An 18,579-nucleotide genomic window follows, 5' to 3' on the forward strand; every position below is an offset into this window, starting at 1 on the left:
AAAAGCCGCTCCGCAGGGATGCGCACTCGGTGCAGAGGCAGATGACTGCAAAGCAGCCGCACCTCGGCGCGGGAATCCGGCAAGCCGGATTCCATTTCGATAGTTATACACACGATGTCCCGCTGCATGCGTCAAAGATTGGAGGCAAAGAAAAGCATGTATGAGAAAGTACCTACAAATATGAATTTTGTAGAGCGAGAGAAAAAAATTGAAAAGTTCTGGGATGATGAGCACATCTTCCAGAAGAGCATGGATTCCCGAAAAGAGGGTCCGACCTACACCTTCTACGATGGTCCGCCTACCGCAAATGGCAAGCCTCATATCGGCCACGTACTGACCCGTGTCATCAAGGACATGATCCCGCGTTACCGCACCATGAAAGGCTGCATGGTTCCGCGTAAGGCAGGCTGGGATACCCACGGACTTCCGGTTGAGCTGGAGGTGGAGAAGATGCTGGGCCTGGACGGCAAAGAGCAGATCGAGCAGTATGGTCTGGAGCCGTTCATCGAGCACTGTAAAGAGAGTGTCTGGAAATACAAAGGCATGTGGGAGAAATTCTCCGGCACTGTGGGTTTCTGGGCAGACATGGACAATCCGTATGTTACCTATCACAATGACTTCATCGAGTCTGAGTGGTGGGCATTAAAGCAGATCTGGGAGAAGGGACTTCTGTACAAAGGTTTCAAGATCGTTCCTTACTGCCCGCGCTGCGGTACCCCGCTTTCCTCCCATGAGGTAGCACAGGGCTATAAAGATGTCAAAGAGCGTTCCGCGATCGCCCGCTTCAAAGTAAAGGGCGAGGATGCTTACATTCTGGCATGGACCACCACACCGTGGACCCTGCCGTCTAACGTGGCACTCTGCGTAAACCCGGATGAAACCTATGTAAAGGTGAAAAACGGCGATTATACCTACTACCTGGCAGAAGCACTTTGCGATACTGTTCTTGAAGGTGAGTACACCGTATTAGAGAGCTATAAGGGCAAAGACTTAGAGTACAAAGAGTACGAGCCGCTGTTTGACTGTGCAGTTGCAATCTGTGAGAAGCAGAAAAAGAAAGCATTCTATGTTGTATGCGATAACTACGTAACTCTGACCGATGGTACCGGCGTCGTACACATTGCACCGGCATTCGGTGAAGACGACTCCAAGGTCGGCAGAAAATATGACCTGCCGTTCGTACAGCTGGTTGATGCCAAGGGCGAGATGACCAAAGAGACTCCGTGGGAAGGCGTATTTGTAAAGAAAGCCGATCCGCTGGTATTAAAGGCATTAGACGAGAAGGGACTGTTATTCTCCGCACCGAACTTCGAGCACAGCTATCCGCACTGCTGGAGATGCGACACACCTCTGATCTACTATGCAAGAGAATCCTGGTTCATCAAGATGACGGCTGTAAAGGATGACCTGATCCGCAACAACAACACCATCAACTGGATTCCGGAGAGCATTGGTAAAGGACGTTTCGGCGACTGGCTGGAGAACGTTCAGGACTGGGGCGTTAGCCGTAACCGTTACTGGGGCACCCCGCTTAACATCTGGGAGTGTGAGTGCGGCTGCCAGCATTCCATCGGAAGCCAGGCAGAGTTAAAGTCCATGAGCCCGAACTACGCAGATGTTGTTAAGAAATATGCAAAAGAGATGGATAAAGAGGCAAACGGCGAGGTTGAGCTGCATCGTCCATTCATCGACGATGTCACCATCACCTGCCCGCAGTGCGGCAAGCAGATGCACCGTGTACCGGAGGTTATTGACTGCTGGTTCGATTCCGGTTCCATGCCGTTCGCACAGCATCATTATCCATTCGAGAATAAAGAGCTGTTTGAAAAGCAGTTCCCGGCAGATTTCATCTCCGAGGCAGTAGACCAGACCCGTGGCTGGTTCTATTCCCTGCTTGCGATCTCTACCCTGATCTTCAACAAAGCACCGTACAAGAATGTTATCGTTCTGGGTCATGTTCAGGATGAGAACGGACAGAAGATGAGTAAATCCAAGGGTAATGCGGTTGACCCGTTCGATGCACTGGAGACCTACGGTGCCGATGCGATCCGCTGGTACTTCTACATCAACAGCGCACCGTGGCTGCCAAACCGCTTCCATGGCAAAGCCGTGCAGGAAGGCCAGAGAAAGTTCATGGGTACCCTGTGGAACACCTATGCATTCTTTGTTCTCTACGCAAACATCGATAACTTCGACGCAACCAAGTATACACTGGATTACGATAAGCTGCCGGTTATGGATAAGTGGCTCTTATCCAAGTTAAACTCCATGGTCAAAGATGTGGATGATAACCTGGCAAACTACCGCATCCCGGAGGCTGCAAGAGCCCTGCAGGAGTTCGTAGATGACATGAGTAACTGGTATGTCAGAAGAAGCCGTGAGCGTTTCTGGGCAAAGGGCATGGAGCAGGACAAGATCAATGCTTACATGACGCTGTACACCGCTCTGGTAACGGTTTCCAAGGCTGCAGCTCCGATGATTCCGTTCATGACCGAGGACATCTACCAGAACCTGGTAAGAAGCATCGACAAGACAGCTCCGGAGAGTATCCATCTGTGCGATTTCCCGGCTGTAGAGGAAAAGCTCATCGACAAGCAGTTAGAGTCCGATATGGAGGAAGTCTTAAAGATTGTTGTATTCGGCCGTGCAGCAAGAAATACTGCAAACATCAAGAACCGCCAGCCGATTGGTAAGATGTATGTCAAGGCTGAGAACAAGCTGTCTGACTTCTACGTAGAAATCATTGAGGACGAGTTAAATGTCAAGAGCGTTGAATTTGTAGACGATGTGAGAAACTTCACTTCCTACAGCTTCAAGCCGCAGCTTAAGACCGTCGGACCGAAGTACGGCAAGCAGCTTGGCAATATCCGCAAGGCACTGTCTGAGATCGACGGAAATGCCGCTATGGATACCTTAAAGGCAGAGGGCGCACTGAAGTTTGACTTCGGCGGCGAGCCGGTAGTTCTGACCGAAGAGGACCTCCTGATTGAGATGGCACAGACCGAAGGCTATGTATCTGAGGGTGACAACTATGTAACCGTAGCCCTGGATACCAACCTGACTCCGGAACTTCTGGAAGAGGGCTTTGTCCGCGAGGTTGTGAGCAAGATCCAGACCATGCGAAAAGAAGCAGGTTTTGAGGTTACCGATCATATTAATGTATATCAGGATAATAACGATAAGATCGCTGCTATCTTTAAGAAATATGCAGACACCATTAAAGGTGAAGTACTTGCCGATCACATTTTCCTTGGACAGATGAGTGGATACGCAAAAGAGTGGAATATTAACGGTGAGACTGGAATGTTGGGTGTTGAAAAAGCAACAGATGACAGCTGCGAAAAATAAGGTATGTATAAGATGTTGCTGCGATGGTGTTTCCTGTTTGCGCAACATATAACAGCAATGCTGTCACCCGTGCAGCACATGGGCGGCAGCATTGGCATGCCTGGCCTGAAAAGGTTTATAAGGGCAGACTGCAACTGAGGAGAGGAGATCCAGTATGAAAGTCATTGCAAACAAAGGGTTTGACAAAGAAACATTTAAAAAGAGCGTTGTCGATAACGTGAAGAATCTGTACCGCCGCACCATTGATGAGGCAACCCCGAACCAGGTGTTCCAGGCTGTTGCCTATGCGGTAAAGGATGTCATCATCGACGAGTGGATCGCGACCCATAAGGAATATGAGAAGAAGGATGTAAAGACCGTTTACTATCTTTCCATGGAGTTTTTGATGGGACGTGCGCTGGGCAATAACATCATCAGCATTATGGCAAGAGACGAAGTGAAGGAAGTCTTAGATGAGCTTGGCTTCGACTTAAACGTGATCGAGGACCAGGAGCCGGATGCAGCACTTGGAAACGGTGGTCTGGGACGTCTTGCCGCATGCTTTTTGGATTCTCTTGCAACGCTTGGATACCCGGCTTATGGCTGCGGCATCCGTTACCACTATGGTATGTTCAAACAGAAAATTGAAAACGGTTACCAGGTCGAGGTGCCGGATAACTGGTTAAAGGATGGCAACCCGTTTGAGGTACGCCGTTCCGAGTATGCGACTGAGGTAAGATTTGGCGGTTATGTGCGCACCGTATGGGAAAATGGAAGAGAGCATTTCGTGCAGGAGGGTTACCAGTCTGTTATGGCGATTCCGTACGATCTGCCGGTTGTAGGCTATGGCAATAACGTAGTCAACACCCTGCGTATCTGGGATGCACAGCCGATCAACACCTTCAACCTGGATTCCTTTGATAAGGGTGATTATCAGAAGGCCGTGGAGCAGGAGAACCTGGCAAAGACCATCTGTGATGTGCTTTACCCGAATGATAACCACTATGCAGGTAAGGAGCTGCGCTTAAAACAGCAGTACTTCTTCATTTCTGCAAGTGTACAGCGTGCCGTAAGCAAGTACATGGAAAAGCATGATGATATCCGCAAATTCTACGAGAAGAACGTATTCCAGTTAAACGATACCCATCCGACCGTAGCAGTTGCAGAGCTTATGCGTATCCTTCTGGATGATTACAATTTAACCTGGGAAGAGGCATGGGATGTTACCACCAAGACCTGTGCGTACACCAACCATACCATCATGGCAGAGGCACTGGAAAAATGGCCGATCGAACTGTTCTCCAGACTGCTTCCGCGTATCTACCAGATCGTAGAGGAGATCAACCGCCGCTTCATCATCGAGATCCAGCAGAAATATCCGGGCAACCAGGAGAAGATCGCGAAGATGGCCATTGTCTACGACGGTCAGGTGAAGATGGCTCATATGGCAATCGCAGGCAGCTTCTCCGTAAATGGTGTAGCAAGACTGCACACCGAGATCCTGGAAAAGCAGGAGTTAAAAGATTTCTACGAGATGATGCCGCAGAAGTTCAACAACAAGACCAACGGCATTACCCAGAGACGTTTCCTGCTTCATGCAAACCCGCTTCTGGCAGACTGGATCACCGACAAGATCGGCGACGAGTGGATCACTGACCTTTCCGTAATCAGCAAATTAAAGCTGTATGTGGATGACGAGAAGTGCCAGCACGAGTTTATGAACATCAAGTACCAGAACAAGGTACGTCTGGCAAAATACATCAAAGAGCACAACGGCATCGATGTAGATCCGCGTTCGATTTTTGATGTTCAGGTTAAGAGACTGCACGAGTATAAGCGCCAGCTGATGAACATCCTGCATGTCATGTATCTGTACAACCAGCTGAAGGATAACCCGAACCTGGATATGGTTCCGAGAACCTTCATCTTCGGTGCAAAGGCAGCAGCAGGCTACAAGAGAGCAAAGCTGACCATCAAGCTCATCAACTCGGTAGCAGATGTGATCAACAATGATAAGTCCATCAACGGCAAGATCAAAGTTGTTTTCATCGAAGATTACCGTGTATCCAACGCAGAGATCATCTTTGCGGCAGCCGATGTCAGCGAGCAGATTTCTACTGCAAGTAAAGAGGCATCCGGTACCGGTAACATGAAGTTCATGCTGAATGGTGCCCTGACTGTGGGAACCATGGACGGTGCAAACGTTGAGATCGTGGAAGAGGTTGGTGCAGAAAATGCGTTCATCTTCGGTACTTCCTCTGACGATATCATCCGCATGGAGCACGACCACAGCTACGATCCGATGCAGATCTTCAACAACGACCAGGATATCCGCCGCGTGCTGATGCAGCTGATTAACGGCTACTATGCACCGAACGATCCAGAGCTGTTCCGTGATATTTACAACTCCCTGCTGAATACCTTGAGCAGCGACCGTGCAGATACCTACTTCATCCTGAAAGACTTCCGGATGTACGCAGACGCACAGAAGCGCGTAGACGAGGCATACCGCGATGAGCAGTGGTGGGCAAAGGCAGCAATGCTCAATACCGCATGCAGCGGCAAGTTCAGTTCCGACCGTACCATTGAAGAGTACGTAAAAGATATCTGGCATCTGGATAAGGTGAAGGTAGAACTGTAAATCTGGCATAAAATCAGAAATCCCTCCATAGATTAGAAATAATCTGGAGGGATTTTTTATGCGAAAAATTGGAGTGATCTTTGCGGCTTTGTTTATGGTGTCCTGGATGTTTTCTTTCTTTTGCATGCATGCAGCAGGACAGGACTGGACAGGAAATTCGCATAATGCCGAGCAGGGGGATGTGGAGGCGGGAGCAGCAGATCTGCCAGCTGAACAGAAGATTCCGGGCCAGTCAGATAGACTTGGTATATCTGGAAATACGAATCGTTCCGGAGAATCTGCCCTGGCAGCCGCACAGCAGGAAAGCAGGAACATGTTCCAGAGCCGCCGCGTTATTCTGGAACGTTATGGTATCAAGACGTATCTTTCGGTGGAAGATTATCTGCCGGGTGTCGTAGTCTGCCAGGCAAGTCCGGAACTTGGTCAGGAGGCTTTGAAATGCCAGGCGGTGATTGCCCGAACTTACATATACCGTCAAATGGGAGAGCGGGAGGAAATTCAGGAGGAAGAGCTGGACCTGGACTACCTGGGTGACCGGACAGCATTTGACGGGGCAGGACTGACCGTGCATCAGAAGGAACAGCTGGCAGAGAGTCTGGAACGCTGCAAGCTTGCCGCAAAAGAAACTGCAGGAATGGTTATGAAGTATGATGACCGTTACATTTTGCCTTTATTTCATGAATGCAGTGCCGGGCGGACCAGGACCGGGGAGGCTGATTATCCATACCTGCAGTCCGTAGAGAGCAGGTGGGATGAGCAGAAAAACAAGGACAGACATTCTGCAACATTGGAAAGTGAAACAGCATTTAATCTATCAGATTTTGCAGCACGGATTGGAAAACTGAATGATTCCAGGGCAGTGGATGAGGCACGCCTGCCTTCTGAGATCCAGGTTGTGAAACGCGATGATGCCGGGTATGTGCTCCAGATGAAAATCGGACCGGGAACTTATACGGGCGATGAAGTGCAGTATGCGCTGGAACTGCCATCCGCATGTTTTACGATTGACACGAAATCCCAGGGGCAGATCATCGTTCGGACAAAAGGGCGTGGGCACGGGTATGGACTCAGCCAGCATGGGGCAGAAGCCATGGCGGAAGAAGGATGGAGCTTTGAAGACATTTTAAAATATTATTATAAAAATATTTCGCTGGTCACTGAATAAGAAAAGGCACTTTGGCAAAACTACTACCGAGGTGATAAACGGTGAAAGAGAAAATGAATCAGATGTTCCGGGATAAATTATTCCTGGTCATGTTGGTGCTTGGCCTGCTGACTATGGTTGCCGCAGCAGGTGTCGTTACGATCCAGAGAGGAAACGGACAGGAACAGAAGCCATATGTGGATATGCAGGGGCAGGACGAATATTTTGCAGAAGAAGCAAACGATCAGATGCCGCTTGCAGGAAATTCCAATGCCGAAGTACCGGATCCGGAAAGTACACAGGAAGAAATGCAGCAGGCGAAGGCTGGAAACGCTCAGGACAATGCGGTCGCAGAACAGGAACACATTGCAAAAGAAGCAGGACCGGAGAAAAATGCAGAGACTCCGAACGGGCAAAGTACGGTAGCTTCCGGAAATGGAAGTGGTGAGAATGCCGAAGCGGAAGCAAGAGAAGCTGGAGCAGGTGGTATTGCAGCGGCTGCGTTGGTGCTGGACTTTGCGGACACCAGTAAAATGCTGTGGCCGGCCAGAGGCAATGTCCTTCTGGATTACAGTATGGACCGGACCATCTATTTTCCGACTCTGGAGCAGTACAAATGCAATCCGGGCCTTGTGATCCAGAGTGAGGTCAGTACCCCGGTTGAAGCTCCGGCAGCAGCCCGGGTCCTGGAAGTGGGAAACAATGAGGAAATCGGTGATTATGTGGTCCTTGATCTCGGAAACGATTACACTGTGACCTGCGGCCAGTTAAAAGAAATCACCGCGGTGCAGGGAGAATACCTGGAAGCCGGGGCACTCCTTGGTTATGTGGCAGAGCCAACCAAATACTATACGATTGAAGGAAGCAATGTCTTTTTGGAAATGCGCCATGGAGAGAAAACGGTGGATCCGCTGGATTATCTGGAGTAGGGATGCGCACGATATCCTGTTTTCATGAAGAAAACAGTTCAGACTGTAGATATTGTGGTGTTTGGTTTCGAAAGAATTTAGAAATTGTTCATAGAATCGTCGAAATTATTTGCTATACTTACTTTATAAGAGAAAGATGCACGAAACCCGTCTGGTCCAAAGCGCGGGCCGTGCCGTGAAAATACAATACGAGGTGAACAATGAATATCTTATTTTTTCTGACTCTAAAGAGCGAGGTTGCTCACATTTATGAAGATGATACAGTGCGTCAGGCACTGGACAAGATGGAAGGGTTCCGTTATTCCACCATTCCGCTGCTATCCAAAGACGGAAGATATGCCGGAACCATAACCGAAGGAGACCTGCTCTGGGGAATCCGGAAAGAATACCAGATGGATTTTAAAGAAGCAGAGAATGCCCCGGTTGCGTCCATTGCACGGCGGGCAGATTACAAGCCGGTAACGGCAGAATCCAGGATGGAAGACATGATCGACTGCGCATTGAACCAGAATTTTGTTCCGGTGGTAGATGACAGGGGACTTTTCATTGGGATCATAACGAGAAAAGATATTATCAAATTCTGTTACGAAAAACTGAAAAAAGAACACGAAAAAGGAAACTAAACACGAAATGAAAAACGGCGAACTCCAGAGGTGAAAAAGACACCCCTGGAGTTTGTTATTTTATAGTAGGAAAAAGCGTCCTATATGGTTAATACTATGCGAGAATGCACCTGTGGCGTGTCCGATAGCTTTAGCTGCATCCGCAGCCAGAATCATTTACATCTCCCGGAAAACCAGGTCTTCCTCCCGGTCCACCTCCTTCCCCGGGTCTTCCAGGTCTGTGGTCCTTATCCCGTCCTTCCCGGAATCCATCGCGGAATCCGGCTTCATATCCTTCCTGGAATCCATCCTGGAACGCTTCTCTGGTATTTCGGTTCCATCCGCAGGAACTTCCCCAGCCCCAGTTATTCCAGCCGCAGCCATTATTGCAGCTACTTCCGCAGCCGCTCCATCCATTCCATCCCCAGTCATTGCCGCATCTTCCGCAGCCATTACCGCAACCGTTATTACATCTGCTGCAGTTGTTACCACAGTTCCCACAGCCTCCGCAGCCACCGCGGTTCCAGCCACCACAGTTGTTACCACAACGGTTATTTCCGCATCCATTCCAGTTACACATGATCAAAACTCCTTTTTTCTTGCTTGTACTGTATCTTATGAGCAGAGGGAGACAAGGGTGACAACCTCTGGGAGCGACTGTGACATGATTCTTATGCACCGCTTTTTTCTGTGGCACATAAGATGATACTAGAAACTCTGGAAAGGATTTTCATCATGGATTATTCTAATAACCGATGCGGCTGTATGCAGAGACCTCATCTGCCTGAGCCGCCTGCCGGAAATGCAGAGAATTCCCGCCCTTGTTCCATGCAGCATTCTATGCAGCCGGATATTCCTTACCAACCACTTTCATCCGGAAATGTGAATACGGGTTCTGGTTTCAATACAACAGGAAGAAACAACAGACCTTCCTGCCCGCTGGACCAGAGCAATGAAAGCAGACAAGTGACAGCACCGAATGCAGAAAGAGAGTGTCTGCGCAATATGCCGGTCGCAATGGCGTATACACCCATACAGCGCTGGAACCAGGTGTATGACAAAGAACGTGGGCTTACCCGAGGGACCATTTTCCCAGAGCTTGACCTGCCGTTTGTGATGGGGAGGTGCAGATAATGGGCACATGTAATGACCGGCTTTTGCAGAATGTATATGAAACTGGCTTCGCACTGGATGAAGCGACTTTATATCTGGATACGCATCCAAAATGCCCTATGGCCATGCAATATTTTCAAAATGCACGGCGCATGAATGAACAGGCAATCCGTGCATACGAGAAGGAAAATGGCCCGCTCCTGATCGCGAATGCAGAAGCAGATACCTGGAACTGGATCCAAGGGCCATGGCCATGGGAAGGAGGAATGCGCTGATGTGGAGATATGAAAAAAGACTGCAGTATCCGGTAAAAATTTCACAGCCGAATCCGAAGATGGCACAGTTTATCATGAGTCAATACGGTGGACCAGATGGAGAGATGGGTGCATCCATGCGTTATCTATCCCAAAGATATGCCATGCCATATGATGTAGCGAAAGCTTCCCTGACTGATATCGGAACCGAGGAACTGGCACATTTGGAAATTGTGGCAGCTATCGTTCACCAGCTTACCCGCAATCTGACACCACAGGAAATTGAAGATTCTGGTTTTGGTCCATATTATATCGACCACACTACCGGAATCTGGCCTCAGGCAGCAGGCGGCATTCCGTTTAATGCTTGTGAATTCCAGTCAAAGGGTGATCCAATTACAGATTTATTCGAGGACCTCGCTGCAGAACAGAAAGCACGGAGCACTTACGACAACATTCTCCGTGTAGTAAAAGATCCGGAAGTATGTGACCCAATCCGCTATCTGCGGGCAAGGGAAGTGGTGCATTTTCAGCGTTTTGGTGAGACTTTGCGTCATGTGCAGGATCAGCTTAACAGCAAAAATTTCTATGCTTTTAACCCGGCTTTTGACCAGCGGCAAAGCACTAATAATGGCAAAACACAGGAGTGCGGGAAATAACCAGTTGACAGATACCTGATTTCACCCTATACTGATAGCATAACAGAGATTTGGGCGTGTTACTGGTAAAGCAGGCATTAACCGAAAGGGCATCGAAGAGATGTCCTTTTGGTTGATGCCTTTTTCATTTTCCAAATAAAACCACACTTCCCAGAAGCGACTGAAACGGATTGTTTTGGGTATGCTGATAGGAGCAGGTTTCTTTTCTGCACAGGCGAAATATATAAAATGGAAAGAAGTTTGTGCGTTTGCAGGAAGAATTTTTGGGAGATGTGAAAACTGTCAGAAAGACACACCTGAATACTCAGAAAAAAAGGAGAAAGAACATGAAAGACAAGATTTTTGGGGTGCTTCAGCGAGTGGGACGCAGCTTCATGCTTCCGATTGCGGTGCTTCCGGTTGCTGGCCTCCTGCTGGGGATTGGAAGTTCCTTCACCAATGAGACTACCATTGCAACCTATGGCTTACAGGGGATTCTTGGTAATGGAACCATCCTGCATGCACTGCTTATGATCATGAGCAAGGCAGGAAATGTCATTTTTGATAATCTGCCGATCATCTTTGCGGTGGGTGTTGCCATTGGCATGGCGAAGGCGGAAAAAGAGGTTGCGGCACTTTCGGCTATGATTTCTTTTTTTGTGATGCATGCATCAATCAACGCGGTGCTTTTATTAGCAGGAAAAGTCTTAGCGGACGGAACAATTGCGCCGGATGTGCTTGAGGGAACCATTGCCAGTGTCTGCGGTATTCAGACCCTGCAGATGGGCGTATTTGGCGGTATTCTTGTGGGACTTGGCGTGGCAGCACTCCACAACCGGTTTTATAAGATTGAACTGCCAAACGCACTGTCATTTTTTGGCGGCTCCCGTTTTGTACCGATTATTTCTACCGTTACTTACGTTGGTATCGGTATTCTGATGTACTTTATCTGGCCGGCTGTCCAGAATGGCATTTTCGCGCTGGGCGGTCTGGTTACAGGAACCGGTTATTTCGGAACCCTGATTTTTGGTATCATTAAGCGTGCGCTGATCCCGTTTGGTCTGCATCATGTGTTTTATATGCCTTTCTGGCAGACTGCGGTAGGCGGCACCATGATGGTGGATGGAAATCTGATTCAGGGCGGCCAGAACATTTTCTTTGCGCAGCTGGCTTCGTCAGATGTGACGCATTTCAGCGCGGATGCTACCCGGTATTTTTCCGGTGAGTTTATTTTTATGATTTTTGGACTTCCGGGTGCGGCGCTGGCCATGTACCGGTGCGCGAAACCGGAAAAGAAAAAGGCAGCAGGAGGTCTGCTTTTAAGTGCGGCGCTGGCCTGCATGTTTACTGGAATTACAGAGCCAATTGAGTTCTCTTTCCTGTTTGTAGCACCAATGCTGTTTGCAGTTCAGGTGATTCTGGCCGGAAGCGCCTATATGGTTGCGCATATTTTGAACATTGCAGTGGGTCTTACATTTTCCGGTGGTCTTCTGGATCTGGTGATTTTCGGTGTGCTTCAGGGCAATGCGAAAACCAGCTGGATTCGCATCATTCCAGCAGGAATTGTGTATTTCCTTCTGTATTACGTTTTGTTCAGTTTTCTGATTAAAAAATTTGATTTGAAAACACCGGGACGTGAGGACGATGACGAGGAGACGAAGCTCTACACGAAGGCTGATGTGAATGCCCGCAGGACTGAAGCGAAAGAGGGAGAAAGCGGCAGCCAGGCAGAAAACAGTAAAGACAGCCGGAGTGCAGCCATTACAATGGGTATGGGAGGAAGAAACAATATCACTTCCGTGGACTGCTGCGCGACACGACTCCGCTGCTCTATCGCAGACTCGTCGCTGGTTGATGAAAAGCTGTTGAAGTCGACCGGCGCGGTAGGCGTGATCGTAAAAGGGCAGGGAATCCAGATTATTTACGGACCGCAGGTGACTGTGATCAAATCCGAGCTGGAAGCTTATCTGGCAGAGGAGCATGAGGAGGATACCGCAGAAGCTACAGATGGTGCAGAGAATATGGGCACCAAAGTGACTGCGGAAACCGAAGCATCTGTGAATCTGGCAGAGAGCAAGAACATCGCAGAAAACATCCACAAACTTTACTCTCCGTTCCAGGGCGTATTAAAGCCAATCACGGAGGCACCGGACGAGGCATTTGCCAGCAAAGCCATGGGAGACGGCTACCTGGTTATGCCGGAGAATGGAACTGTTGTGGCACCGGAAGATGGCGAGGTTATGTTTGTATTTCCGAGTAAACATGCGATTGGCCTGAAGGCGGCGGATGGGACGGAATATCTGCTCCATATCGGTGTAGATACTGTGAAACTGAATGGGGAAGGCTTCACGGTATTTGTAAGTGATGGACAGAAAATCAAAAAGGGAGATAAGCTCATGGAATTTGACCCGGCCTATATCCGGGAACACGCAGTGAGCGATGCCTGTATCGTTATTTTTACTGGACTGACAGAGGGAGAAAGCTTAAGCTTAGAAGGAGAAAAGCAAGTGAAACGGCTAGAGCTGATTGGTCAGATAAGAAAGTAAGATAAAAACTTAGGGAGTATTTATCATACGAAACAAAAAGTACTTTCTGCATCCTAAGGTTGTCGTGTATAATAACAGGACAGGCATAAGATGCAGGAGGTATTTTTTATGTATCGGGTAATCAAAGTATTGAACAATAACGGGATTCTGGTGCTGGATGATGCCAGCGGTCAGGAGCTGATTCTTCTGGGAAACGGAGCAGGATTTGGACACCGCGCGGGAGAGCGAATGACAGAACTTCCAAAAGGCCGCCGTTATGAGCTTGTGAGCGAAAAAACGCCGGCGCTGATCCGCGTAAACGGCATTGATCCGCTTTATATCGAAGCAGCCGGAAAAATCATAGAGATGGCAGAAGCGGCGATGGGACCACTGCAGCATGATATTCTGATCCCAATGGCAGATCACATTGCTATGGCAGCAGCACGGGCCAGAGAGAAAAAAGAAATTCCCAATCCGTTTCAGCATGATATTGCAGCCTTATTTGGAGATGAGTATGAAGCGGCCAGAAAAGGATGCGAAATCTTAAAAAAGATGACGGGAACCGCCCTTGGAGAGGATGAAGCCGGCTTCATCGCCCTGCATATCCACGCCGGACTGGCGCAGGAAAATGTGGCTGATTCTCTGGAAACAGCCCGTCTGGTGGGCGTCTGTATGACCATGATCGAGGAAGGAGCCGGAAAGAAGCTTCCTTATGGCTCTCTCGGTTACAACCGGCTGATGAGTCATATCCGCTATATGCTGGCCCGGGCCAGAAAGGGAGAACGCACGGATCTTGATCTGGAAGCATACGCAAAAGAGCAGTTTCCATTCGAATACGCGTTGGCTGAGCAGATTTTGAAAAAACTGGAACAGGAGCTACGGCTGGTTCTTGCGAAAGAAGAAACCGGATTTCTTGCGATTCATATCAGGCGGGTAACTGGGGGAGAGACAGCGTAAGAAAATTGAGGTACTGAAAAGAAAATGATAGTCAAAAAGCATCGACAGAAAACTGCCGATGCTTTTATAGAATCGGGGCAACAGGATTTGAACCTGCGACCTCTCGGCCCCCAGCCGAGCGCGCTACCAAGCTACGCCATACCCCGATCGAACTATAATAGTATATCAGAAAATGAGCAATTTGAAAAGCAATTTGTATAAGAATTTTTTAAATCTTCCCTTCGGACTTTACAGTTCACCTGTACTTTGTTATCATGGGTATTAGAATTACCGGCAGCTGGCGGATTGCTCGCAGCCGCGATTACAGAAGGAAAACGGAGAGTTATTTATGAAGGGAATCGTCAGTTTTGACATGGACATGACACTGCTGAACCATGCAGATTATAAGATTCCGGACAGCGCCATCAAAGCGCTGGATCTGCTTCGCAAAAATTACTATATCGTGATCGCTACCGGCCGTGACATGGATGCCAAGTTCAGCGAGGGCCTGGCAGATGAGGTGAAGCCGGATGCCATCATCCATTTAAATGGCAACAAGATCACCATCGGCTCGGAACTGATCTATGAACATTGTATGAAGCGGGAACTGGTAGAAGAACTGCTGCAATTTGCAGAAGGGAAGGATTACGCCATCGGCATGACCGTGGGTGATATCGATTATTTCATCAATCCCTGGTGTGTGACCCGACACGATATGGTACGCTGGCAGATGTCGGACCGGAAGTTTCGCGACCCGTGGAAGCTTCTGGACATGCCGGTGCGCACGCTGGCCTACATTGGCCGGGAGCCTGGAGCGAAAGAAGTGGAGGCGGCATTCCCTATGCTGAAGCTTCCACTGTTTTCCAGCCGGGAAGGGGCCGATATCATTGAAAAGGATGCCTCCAAGGCAGAAGGCCTCAAACGCCTCTGCAAAGCCTGGAATATCCCGCTAAAGAACACGATCGCCTTTGGCGACAGTATGAATGATTATGAGATCGTGACTACCGCAGGCATCGGCGTGGCTATGGGCAATGGGCATCCGCAGCTGAAGGCGGCAGCGGATTACGTTACCGCGCCCATTGGCGAGGACGGTGTTTATAAGGCTTGCGAAGCGCTGCATCTGTTTTAGGCAAGTGCGGCTGCAAACTGCAGAGCAGGCACAATGACAGAAAGAAAATCGTGACAGAACGAAAGGAATACAAATTTATGGCAACATATTATGATCTGGTGATTATCGGGGCAGGACCGGGCGGCTATACTGCAGCCATCAAGGGCGCGTCCTTCGGCATGAAGGTAGCCGTGGTGGATGAGAATAAGTTGGGCGGTGTCTGTATCAACCGGGGCTGCATCCCCACCAAGGCGCTGCTTCATGCGTCCAATATTTTTTCCATGATGCAGCACGGGGATGAATTTGGTGTCTCTACTGATTTTATCTCCTTTGATTTTGCAAAAATGCAGGATTACAAGAAGCGTTCTGTGCGTCGGTACCGCGATGAAATCCAGAAGCTGTTTGATAAAAATAATATCACCTTTATAAAGGGAAAGGCGACCATCCGCCGGGAGAAAACTATAGAAGTAGTAGGCGAGAGCGGCAAGGAATATCTTCGTGCAAAGAATATCATTATCGCTACCGGTGCGAAGCCGATCATGCCGAAGATTCCGGGCATTAACCTGCCGGGCGTCATCAACAGTGACCGTCTGTTGGCGGTTCCAACCTGGAACTATGACCGCATCGTCATCATGGGCGGCGGTGTCATTGGCGTGGAGTTTGCCACCATTTTCCAGGCACTCTGCTCCAAGGTAACCATCGTAGAAAAGGGTCCGCATCTTCTGGGACCGATGGATGAGGAAGTTTCTGAGGCGTTAAAGGAACAGCTCACGGAAAAGGGCATTACTGTATACTGCAATGCCATGGTGGAGGAGATCCAGCGGGAGGAAGGCCTGGTATGCACCGTGCGCCATCTGCTGACCGATGAGACTACCCAGATCAAGACCAATCAGGTCGTGGTAGCCGTGGGACGAACACCTTACACGGAAGGTCTTCTTGGAGAGGATATGACCCTGCAGATGGAGCATGGAAGACCGGTGGTAAACGCAGACTTTGAAACCAGCGAGCCGGGTATCTATGCCATCGGCGATGTCTCTGCAAAAACACAACTGGCCCATGTGGCTATGGCCCAGGCTACCTATGTCATTGAAAACCTGGCCGGAAAACCCCATACCATTCGTCTGGAGGCTGTGCCGAACGGCATGTTTGTCTCTCTGCCGATCGTGCCGAGCTGCATCTATACTGAGCCGGAGATTGCTACGGTCGGCATCACGGAGGCGAAGGCCGGAGAACTTGGCATGAAGGTACGCTGTGGCGTTTACGATATGGGAGAAAACGGAAAATCCATCATTGCCAGAGAGGAGCATGGCTTTATCCGCCTGATCTTTGAGGCATATTCCAATACCATTGTGGGAGCGCAGATGATGTGTCCACGAGCTACGGATATGATCGGAGAAATGGCCACGGCCATTGCAAACGGACTGACTGCCGAGCAGCTTTCCCTGGCGATGCGTGCTCATCCAACCTACAGTGAAGGCATTGCGGCAGCTATTGCAGATGCCATGCGTCAGAATGAAAAGTGAGGATAATTACATGAACGAAATTACAGAGAGAATTGCGCGTCTCCGCAGACTGATGGAGACTTATCATATGGATGCCTATCTGGTGCCGACAGCAGATTTCCATGAGTCGGAGTACGTGGGGGAGCATTTTGCATGCAGAAAGTACATCACCGGCTTTACCGGTTCTGCGGGTATTGCCCTGATCATGAAGGACTGGGCCGGTTTGTGGACCGATGGCCGTTATTTTGTGCAGGCGGCAGCAGAATTGAAAGATAGTGGCGTAGAACTTATGAAAATGGGCCAGCCCGGAGTTTTGACCGTGGAGCAGTATCTGGCAGACCACATGCCGGAGCATGGTGTGCTTGGCTTTGATGGCCGTGTTATCAACAGCAAGACAGGGGAAAGCCTGCGGCATCGTCTTTCCAGAAAACAGGCATCCATCTGCTCCGACCATGATCTGATCGGTGAGATCTGGGAAAACCGCCCGGAGCTTTCCGCAGAGCCGGTATGGATCCTGGAAGAGAAATATGCCGGACAGGCCGCATCCGAGAAGATTAAAAACCTGCGCGAAGCCATGAAGAAGGCTTACGCGGATGTGCATATCATCACCACGCTGGATGACATTGTCTGGCTGTTCAATATCCGCGGGAACGACATTCCATGCAATCCGGTGGTGCTGTCCTACCTGATGGTAACCGGGGAGAACCTGTTCTTCTATGTGAATCCGCAGGTGATCTCCGATGAGGTCCGCTCTTACCTGGAGTCCTTGGGCGTGACTATCCGCCCCTACAATGACATTTACGCGGATGTAAAGGAGCTGAAAGACCATACCGTGCTTCTGGAGAAGAGCCGTGTGAACTTTGCCATTTACGAGAGCGTGCAGACCCAGAACCAGATCATTGATCAGATGAATCCGACCGTGTACGCCAAGTCCCAGAAAAATGAGACCGAGATTGAAAATATGAAAAAGGCCCACATCACCGATGGTGTGGTCATGACCAAATACATTTACTGGCTGAAGAAAAACATCGGTAAGATCCCGATGGATGAGTGCAGCGTGGCTGATCGTCTGGATCAGATGCGCCGGGAGCATGGAGCACTGGATATCAGCTTCAACACAATCTCCGCATATGGGAAAAATGCGGCACTGTGCCATTATCATGCCGTGCCGGAGCATTGCGCGAGCCTGCAGGCAAGAGGCCTGTACCTGGTAGATTCCGGCGGCCAGTATTACGAGGGAACCACCGACATCACCCGTACCATCGCCCTGGGGCCGGTCACGGATGAAGAAAAAGAGCATTACACCCTGGTTCTGATGAGCATGCTGCGCCTAGGCCATGTGAAATTCCTGGAAGGCTGCAGCGGCCTGAGCCTGGACTATGTAGCGCGGGCACCGTTCTGGAAGCGCGGACTGGATTTCAACCACGGAACCGGCCATGGCGTGGGTTATCTGTTAAATGTGCATGAGCGTCCCATCGGCATCCGTTACCGGGTAGTGCCGGAGCGCCAGGACAGCGCGCCGTTTATGCCGGGCATGGTATGCTCCGATGAGCCGGGACTTTACATTGAGGGAAGCCACGGCATCCGCACAGAGAACCTGATCTACTGCAAGAAGGACGAAAAGACTGATTACGGCCAGTTCTTAAGCTTCGAGTATCTGACCTACGTGCCGATCGATCTGGAGCCGGTGGATGTATCTCTGATGGAAGAGCAGGATCTGGCATGGCTCAATGAGTACCACGCACAGGTATACGAAAAGATCGCGCCGCATCTGGACGCAGAAGAAGCGGCCTGGCTGAAAGAAGTTACCAGACCGCTGAGCAAATAAGAAATGAGTAACTGGGTCCATGGCAGAAACTG

14 protein-coding genes and 1 tRNA gene are annotated in these 18,579 nt (G+C 49.6%); 13 read left to right on the top strand and 2 right to left on the bottom strand.

Going from position 1 to position 18,579, the window contains the following annotated elements; all coding sequences use genetic code 11:
* Nucleotides 1-156 precede the first annotated feature (156 nt).
* From ileS to DW922_RS03590, 5 genes are all read left to right on the top strand, one after another.
* A complete protein-coding gene (ileS, locus tag DW922_RS03570; protein ID WP_118725809.1) occupies nt 157-3,348 on the top strand; it encodes an isoleucine--tRNA ligase in 3,192 nt (1,063 codons plus the stop codon).
* Nucleotides 3,349-3,502: 154 nt separating this feature from the next.
* The gene (locus tag DW922_RS03575; protein WP_118725810.1) at nt 3,503-5,968 is read left to right on the top strand and encodes a glycogen/starch/alpha-glucan phosphorylase; all 2,466 of its coding nucleotides are present in this window, start codon (nt 3,503-3,505) and stop codon (nt 5,966-5,968) included.
* 58 nt (nt 5,969-6,026) lie between these two features.
* A complete protein-coding gene (locus DW922_RS03580) occupies nt 6,027-7,133 on the top strand; it encodes a SpoIID/LytB domain-containing protein (protein ID WP_118725811.1) in 1,107 nt (368 codons plus the stop codon).
* A 41-nt stretch (nt 7,134-7,174) separates the two neighbouring features.
* Nucleotides 7,175-8,041 carry a M23 family metallopeptidase gene (locus tag DW922_RS03585; protein ID WP_118725812.1) on the top strand — a complete coding sequence of 289 codons (867 nt, stop codon included), beginning with the start codon at nt 7,175-7,177 and terminating at the stop codon, nt 8,039-8,041.
* A 200-nt stretch (nt 8,042-8,241) separates the two neighbouring features.
* The gene (locus DW922_RS03590) at nt 8,242-8,664 is read left to right on the top strand and encodes a CBS domain-containing protein (protein WP_118721222.1); all 423 of its coding nucleotides are present in this window, start codon (nt 8,242-8,244) and stop codon (nt 8,662-8,664) included.
* A 156-nt stretch (nt 8,665-8,820) separates the two neighbouring features.
* On the opposite strand, the gene DW922_RS03595 is transcribed toward DW922_RS03590, so the two are convergent.
* Nucleotides 8,821-9,210, bottom strand: a complete 390-nt coding sequence (locus DW922_RS03595; RefSeq protein WP_118725813.1) for a hypothetical protein — start codon at nt 9,208-9,210, stop codon at nt 8,821-8,823.
* 168 nt (nt 9,211-9,378) lie between these two features.
* Here DW922_RS03595 and DW922_RS03600 point away from each other — a divergent pair, with 168 nt between their 5' ends.
* The 5 genes from DW922_RS03600 to DW922_RS03620 all read left to right on the top strand — a co-directional run bounded on the left by DW922_RS03600 (nt 9,379) and on the right by DW922_RS03620 (nt 14,130).
* Nucleotides 9,379-9,777 (top strand): spore coat associated protein CotJA, encoded by a 399-nt coding sequence (locus DW922_RS03600; RefSeq protein ID WP_243032003.1) that lies wholly within the window; start codon nt 9,379-9,381, stop codon nt 9,775-9,777.
* Nucleotides 9,777-10,031 carry a spore coat protein CotJB gene (locus DW922_RS03605; protein WP_118725814.1) on the top strand — a complete coding sequence of 85 codons (255 nt, stop codon included), beginning with the start codon at nt 9,777-9,779 and terminating at the stop codon, nt 10,029-10,031. Before DW922_RS03600 ends, DW922_RS03605 begins: the two co-directional genes overlap by 1 nt.
* Entirely contained in the window at nt 10,031-10,669 is a 639-nt protein-coding gene (locus tag DW922_RS03610) for a manganese catalase family protein (RefSeq protein WP_118725815.1), read from the top strand. The genes DW922_RS03605 and DW922_RS03610 overlap by 1 nt, the downstream gene beginning before the upstream one ends.
* A gap of 326 nt (nt 10,670-10,995) precedes the next feature.
* Nucleotides 10,996-13,194: a PTS transporter subunit IIABC gene (locus tag DW922_RS03615; RefSeq protein WP_118725898.1), complete on the top strand. Its 2,199-nt coding sequence runs from the start codon at nt 10,996-10,998 to the stop codon at nt 13,192-13,194.
* Between the two features lie 108 nt (nt 13,195-13,302).
* The gene (locus DW922_RS03620; protein WP_118725816.1) at nt 13,303-14,130 is read left to right on the top strand and encodes a PRD domain-containing protein; all 828 of its coding nucleotides are present in this window, start codon (nt 13,303-13,305) and stop codon (nt 14,128-14,130) included.
* 72 nt (nt 14,131-14,202) lie between these two features.
* Here the strand turns inward: DW922_RS03620 and DW922_RS03625 are convergent.
* Nucleotides 14,203-14,276: transfer RNA gene (locus DW922_RS03625), tRNA-Pro, on the bottom strand.
* A gap of 182 nt (nt 14,277-14,458) precedes the next feature.
* Here DW922_RS03625 and DW922_RS03630 point away from each other — a divergent pair.
* The 3 genes from DW922_RS03630 to DW922_RS03640 all read left to right on the top strand — a co-directional run bounded on the left by DW922_RS03630 (nt 14,459) and on the right by DW922_RS03640 (nt 18,547).
* A complete protein-coding gene (locus tag DW922_RS03630) occupies nt 14,459-15,238 on the top strand; it encodes an HAD family hydrolase (protein ID WP_177304319.1) in 780 nt (259 codons plus the stop codon).
* A gap of 77 nt (nt 15,239-15,315) precedes the next feature.
* Nucleotides 15,316-16,740 (top strand): dihydrolipoyl dehydrogenase, encoded by a 1,425-nt coding sequence (gene lpdA / locus DW922_RS03635; RefSeq protein WP_118725817.1) that lies wholly within the window; start codon nt 15,316-15,318, stop codon nt 16,738-16,740.
* 10 nt (nt 16,741-16,750) lie between these two features.
* Nucleotides 16,751-18,547, top strand: a complete 1,797-nt coding sequence (locus tag DW922_RS03640; RefSeq protein ID WP_118725900.1) for an aminopeptidase P family protein — start codon at nt 16,751-16,753, stop codon at nt 18,545-18,547.
* Nucleotides 18,548-18,579: the final 32 nt, after the last annotated feature.

It is taken from the genome of Clostridium sp. AM42-4 (assembly GCF_003480105.1).
Classification (GTDB): Bacteria; Bacillota; Clostridia; order Lachnospirales; family Lachnospiraceae; genus Brotaphodocola.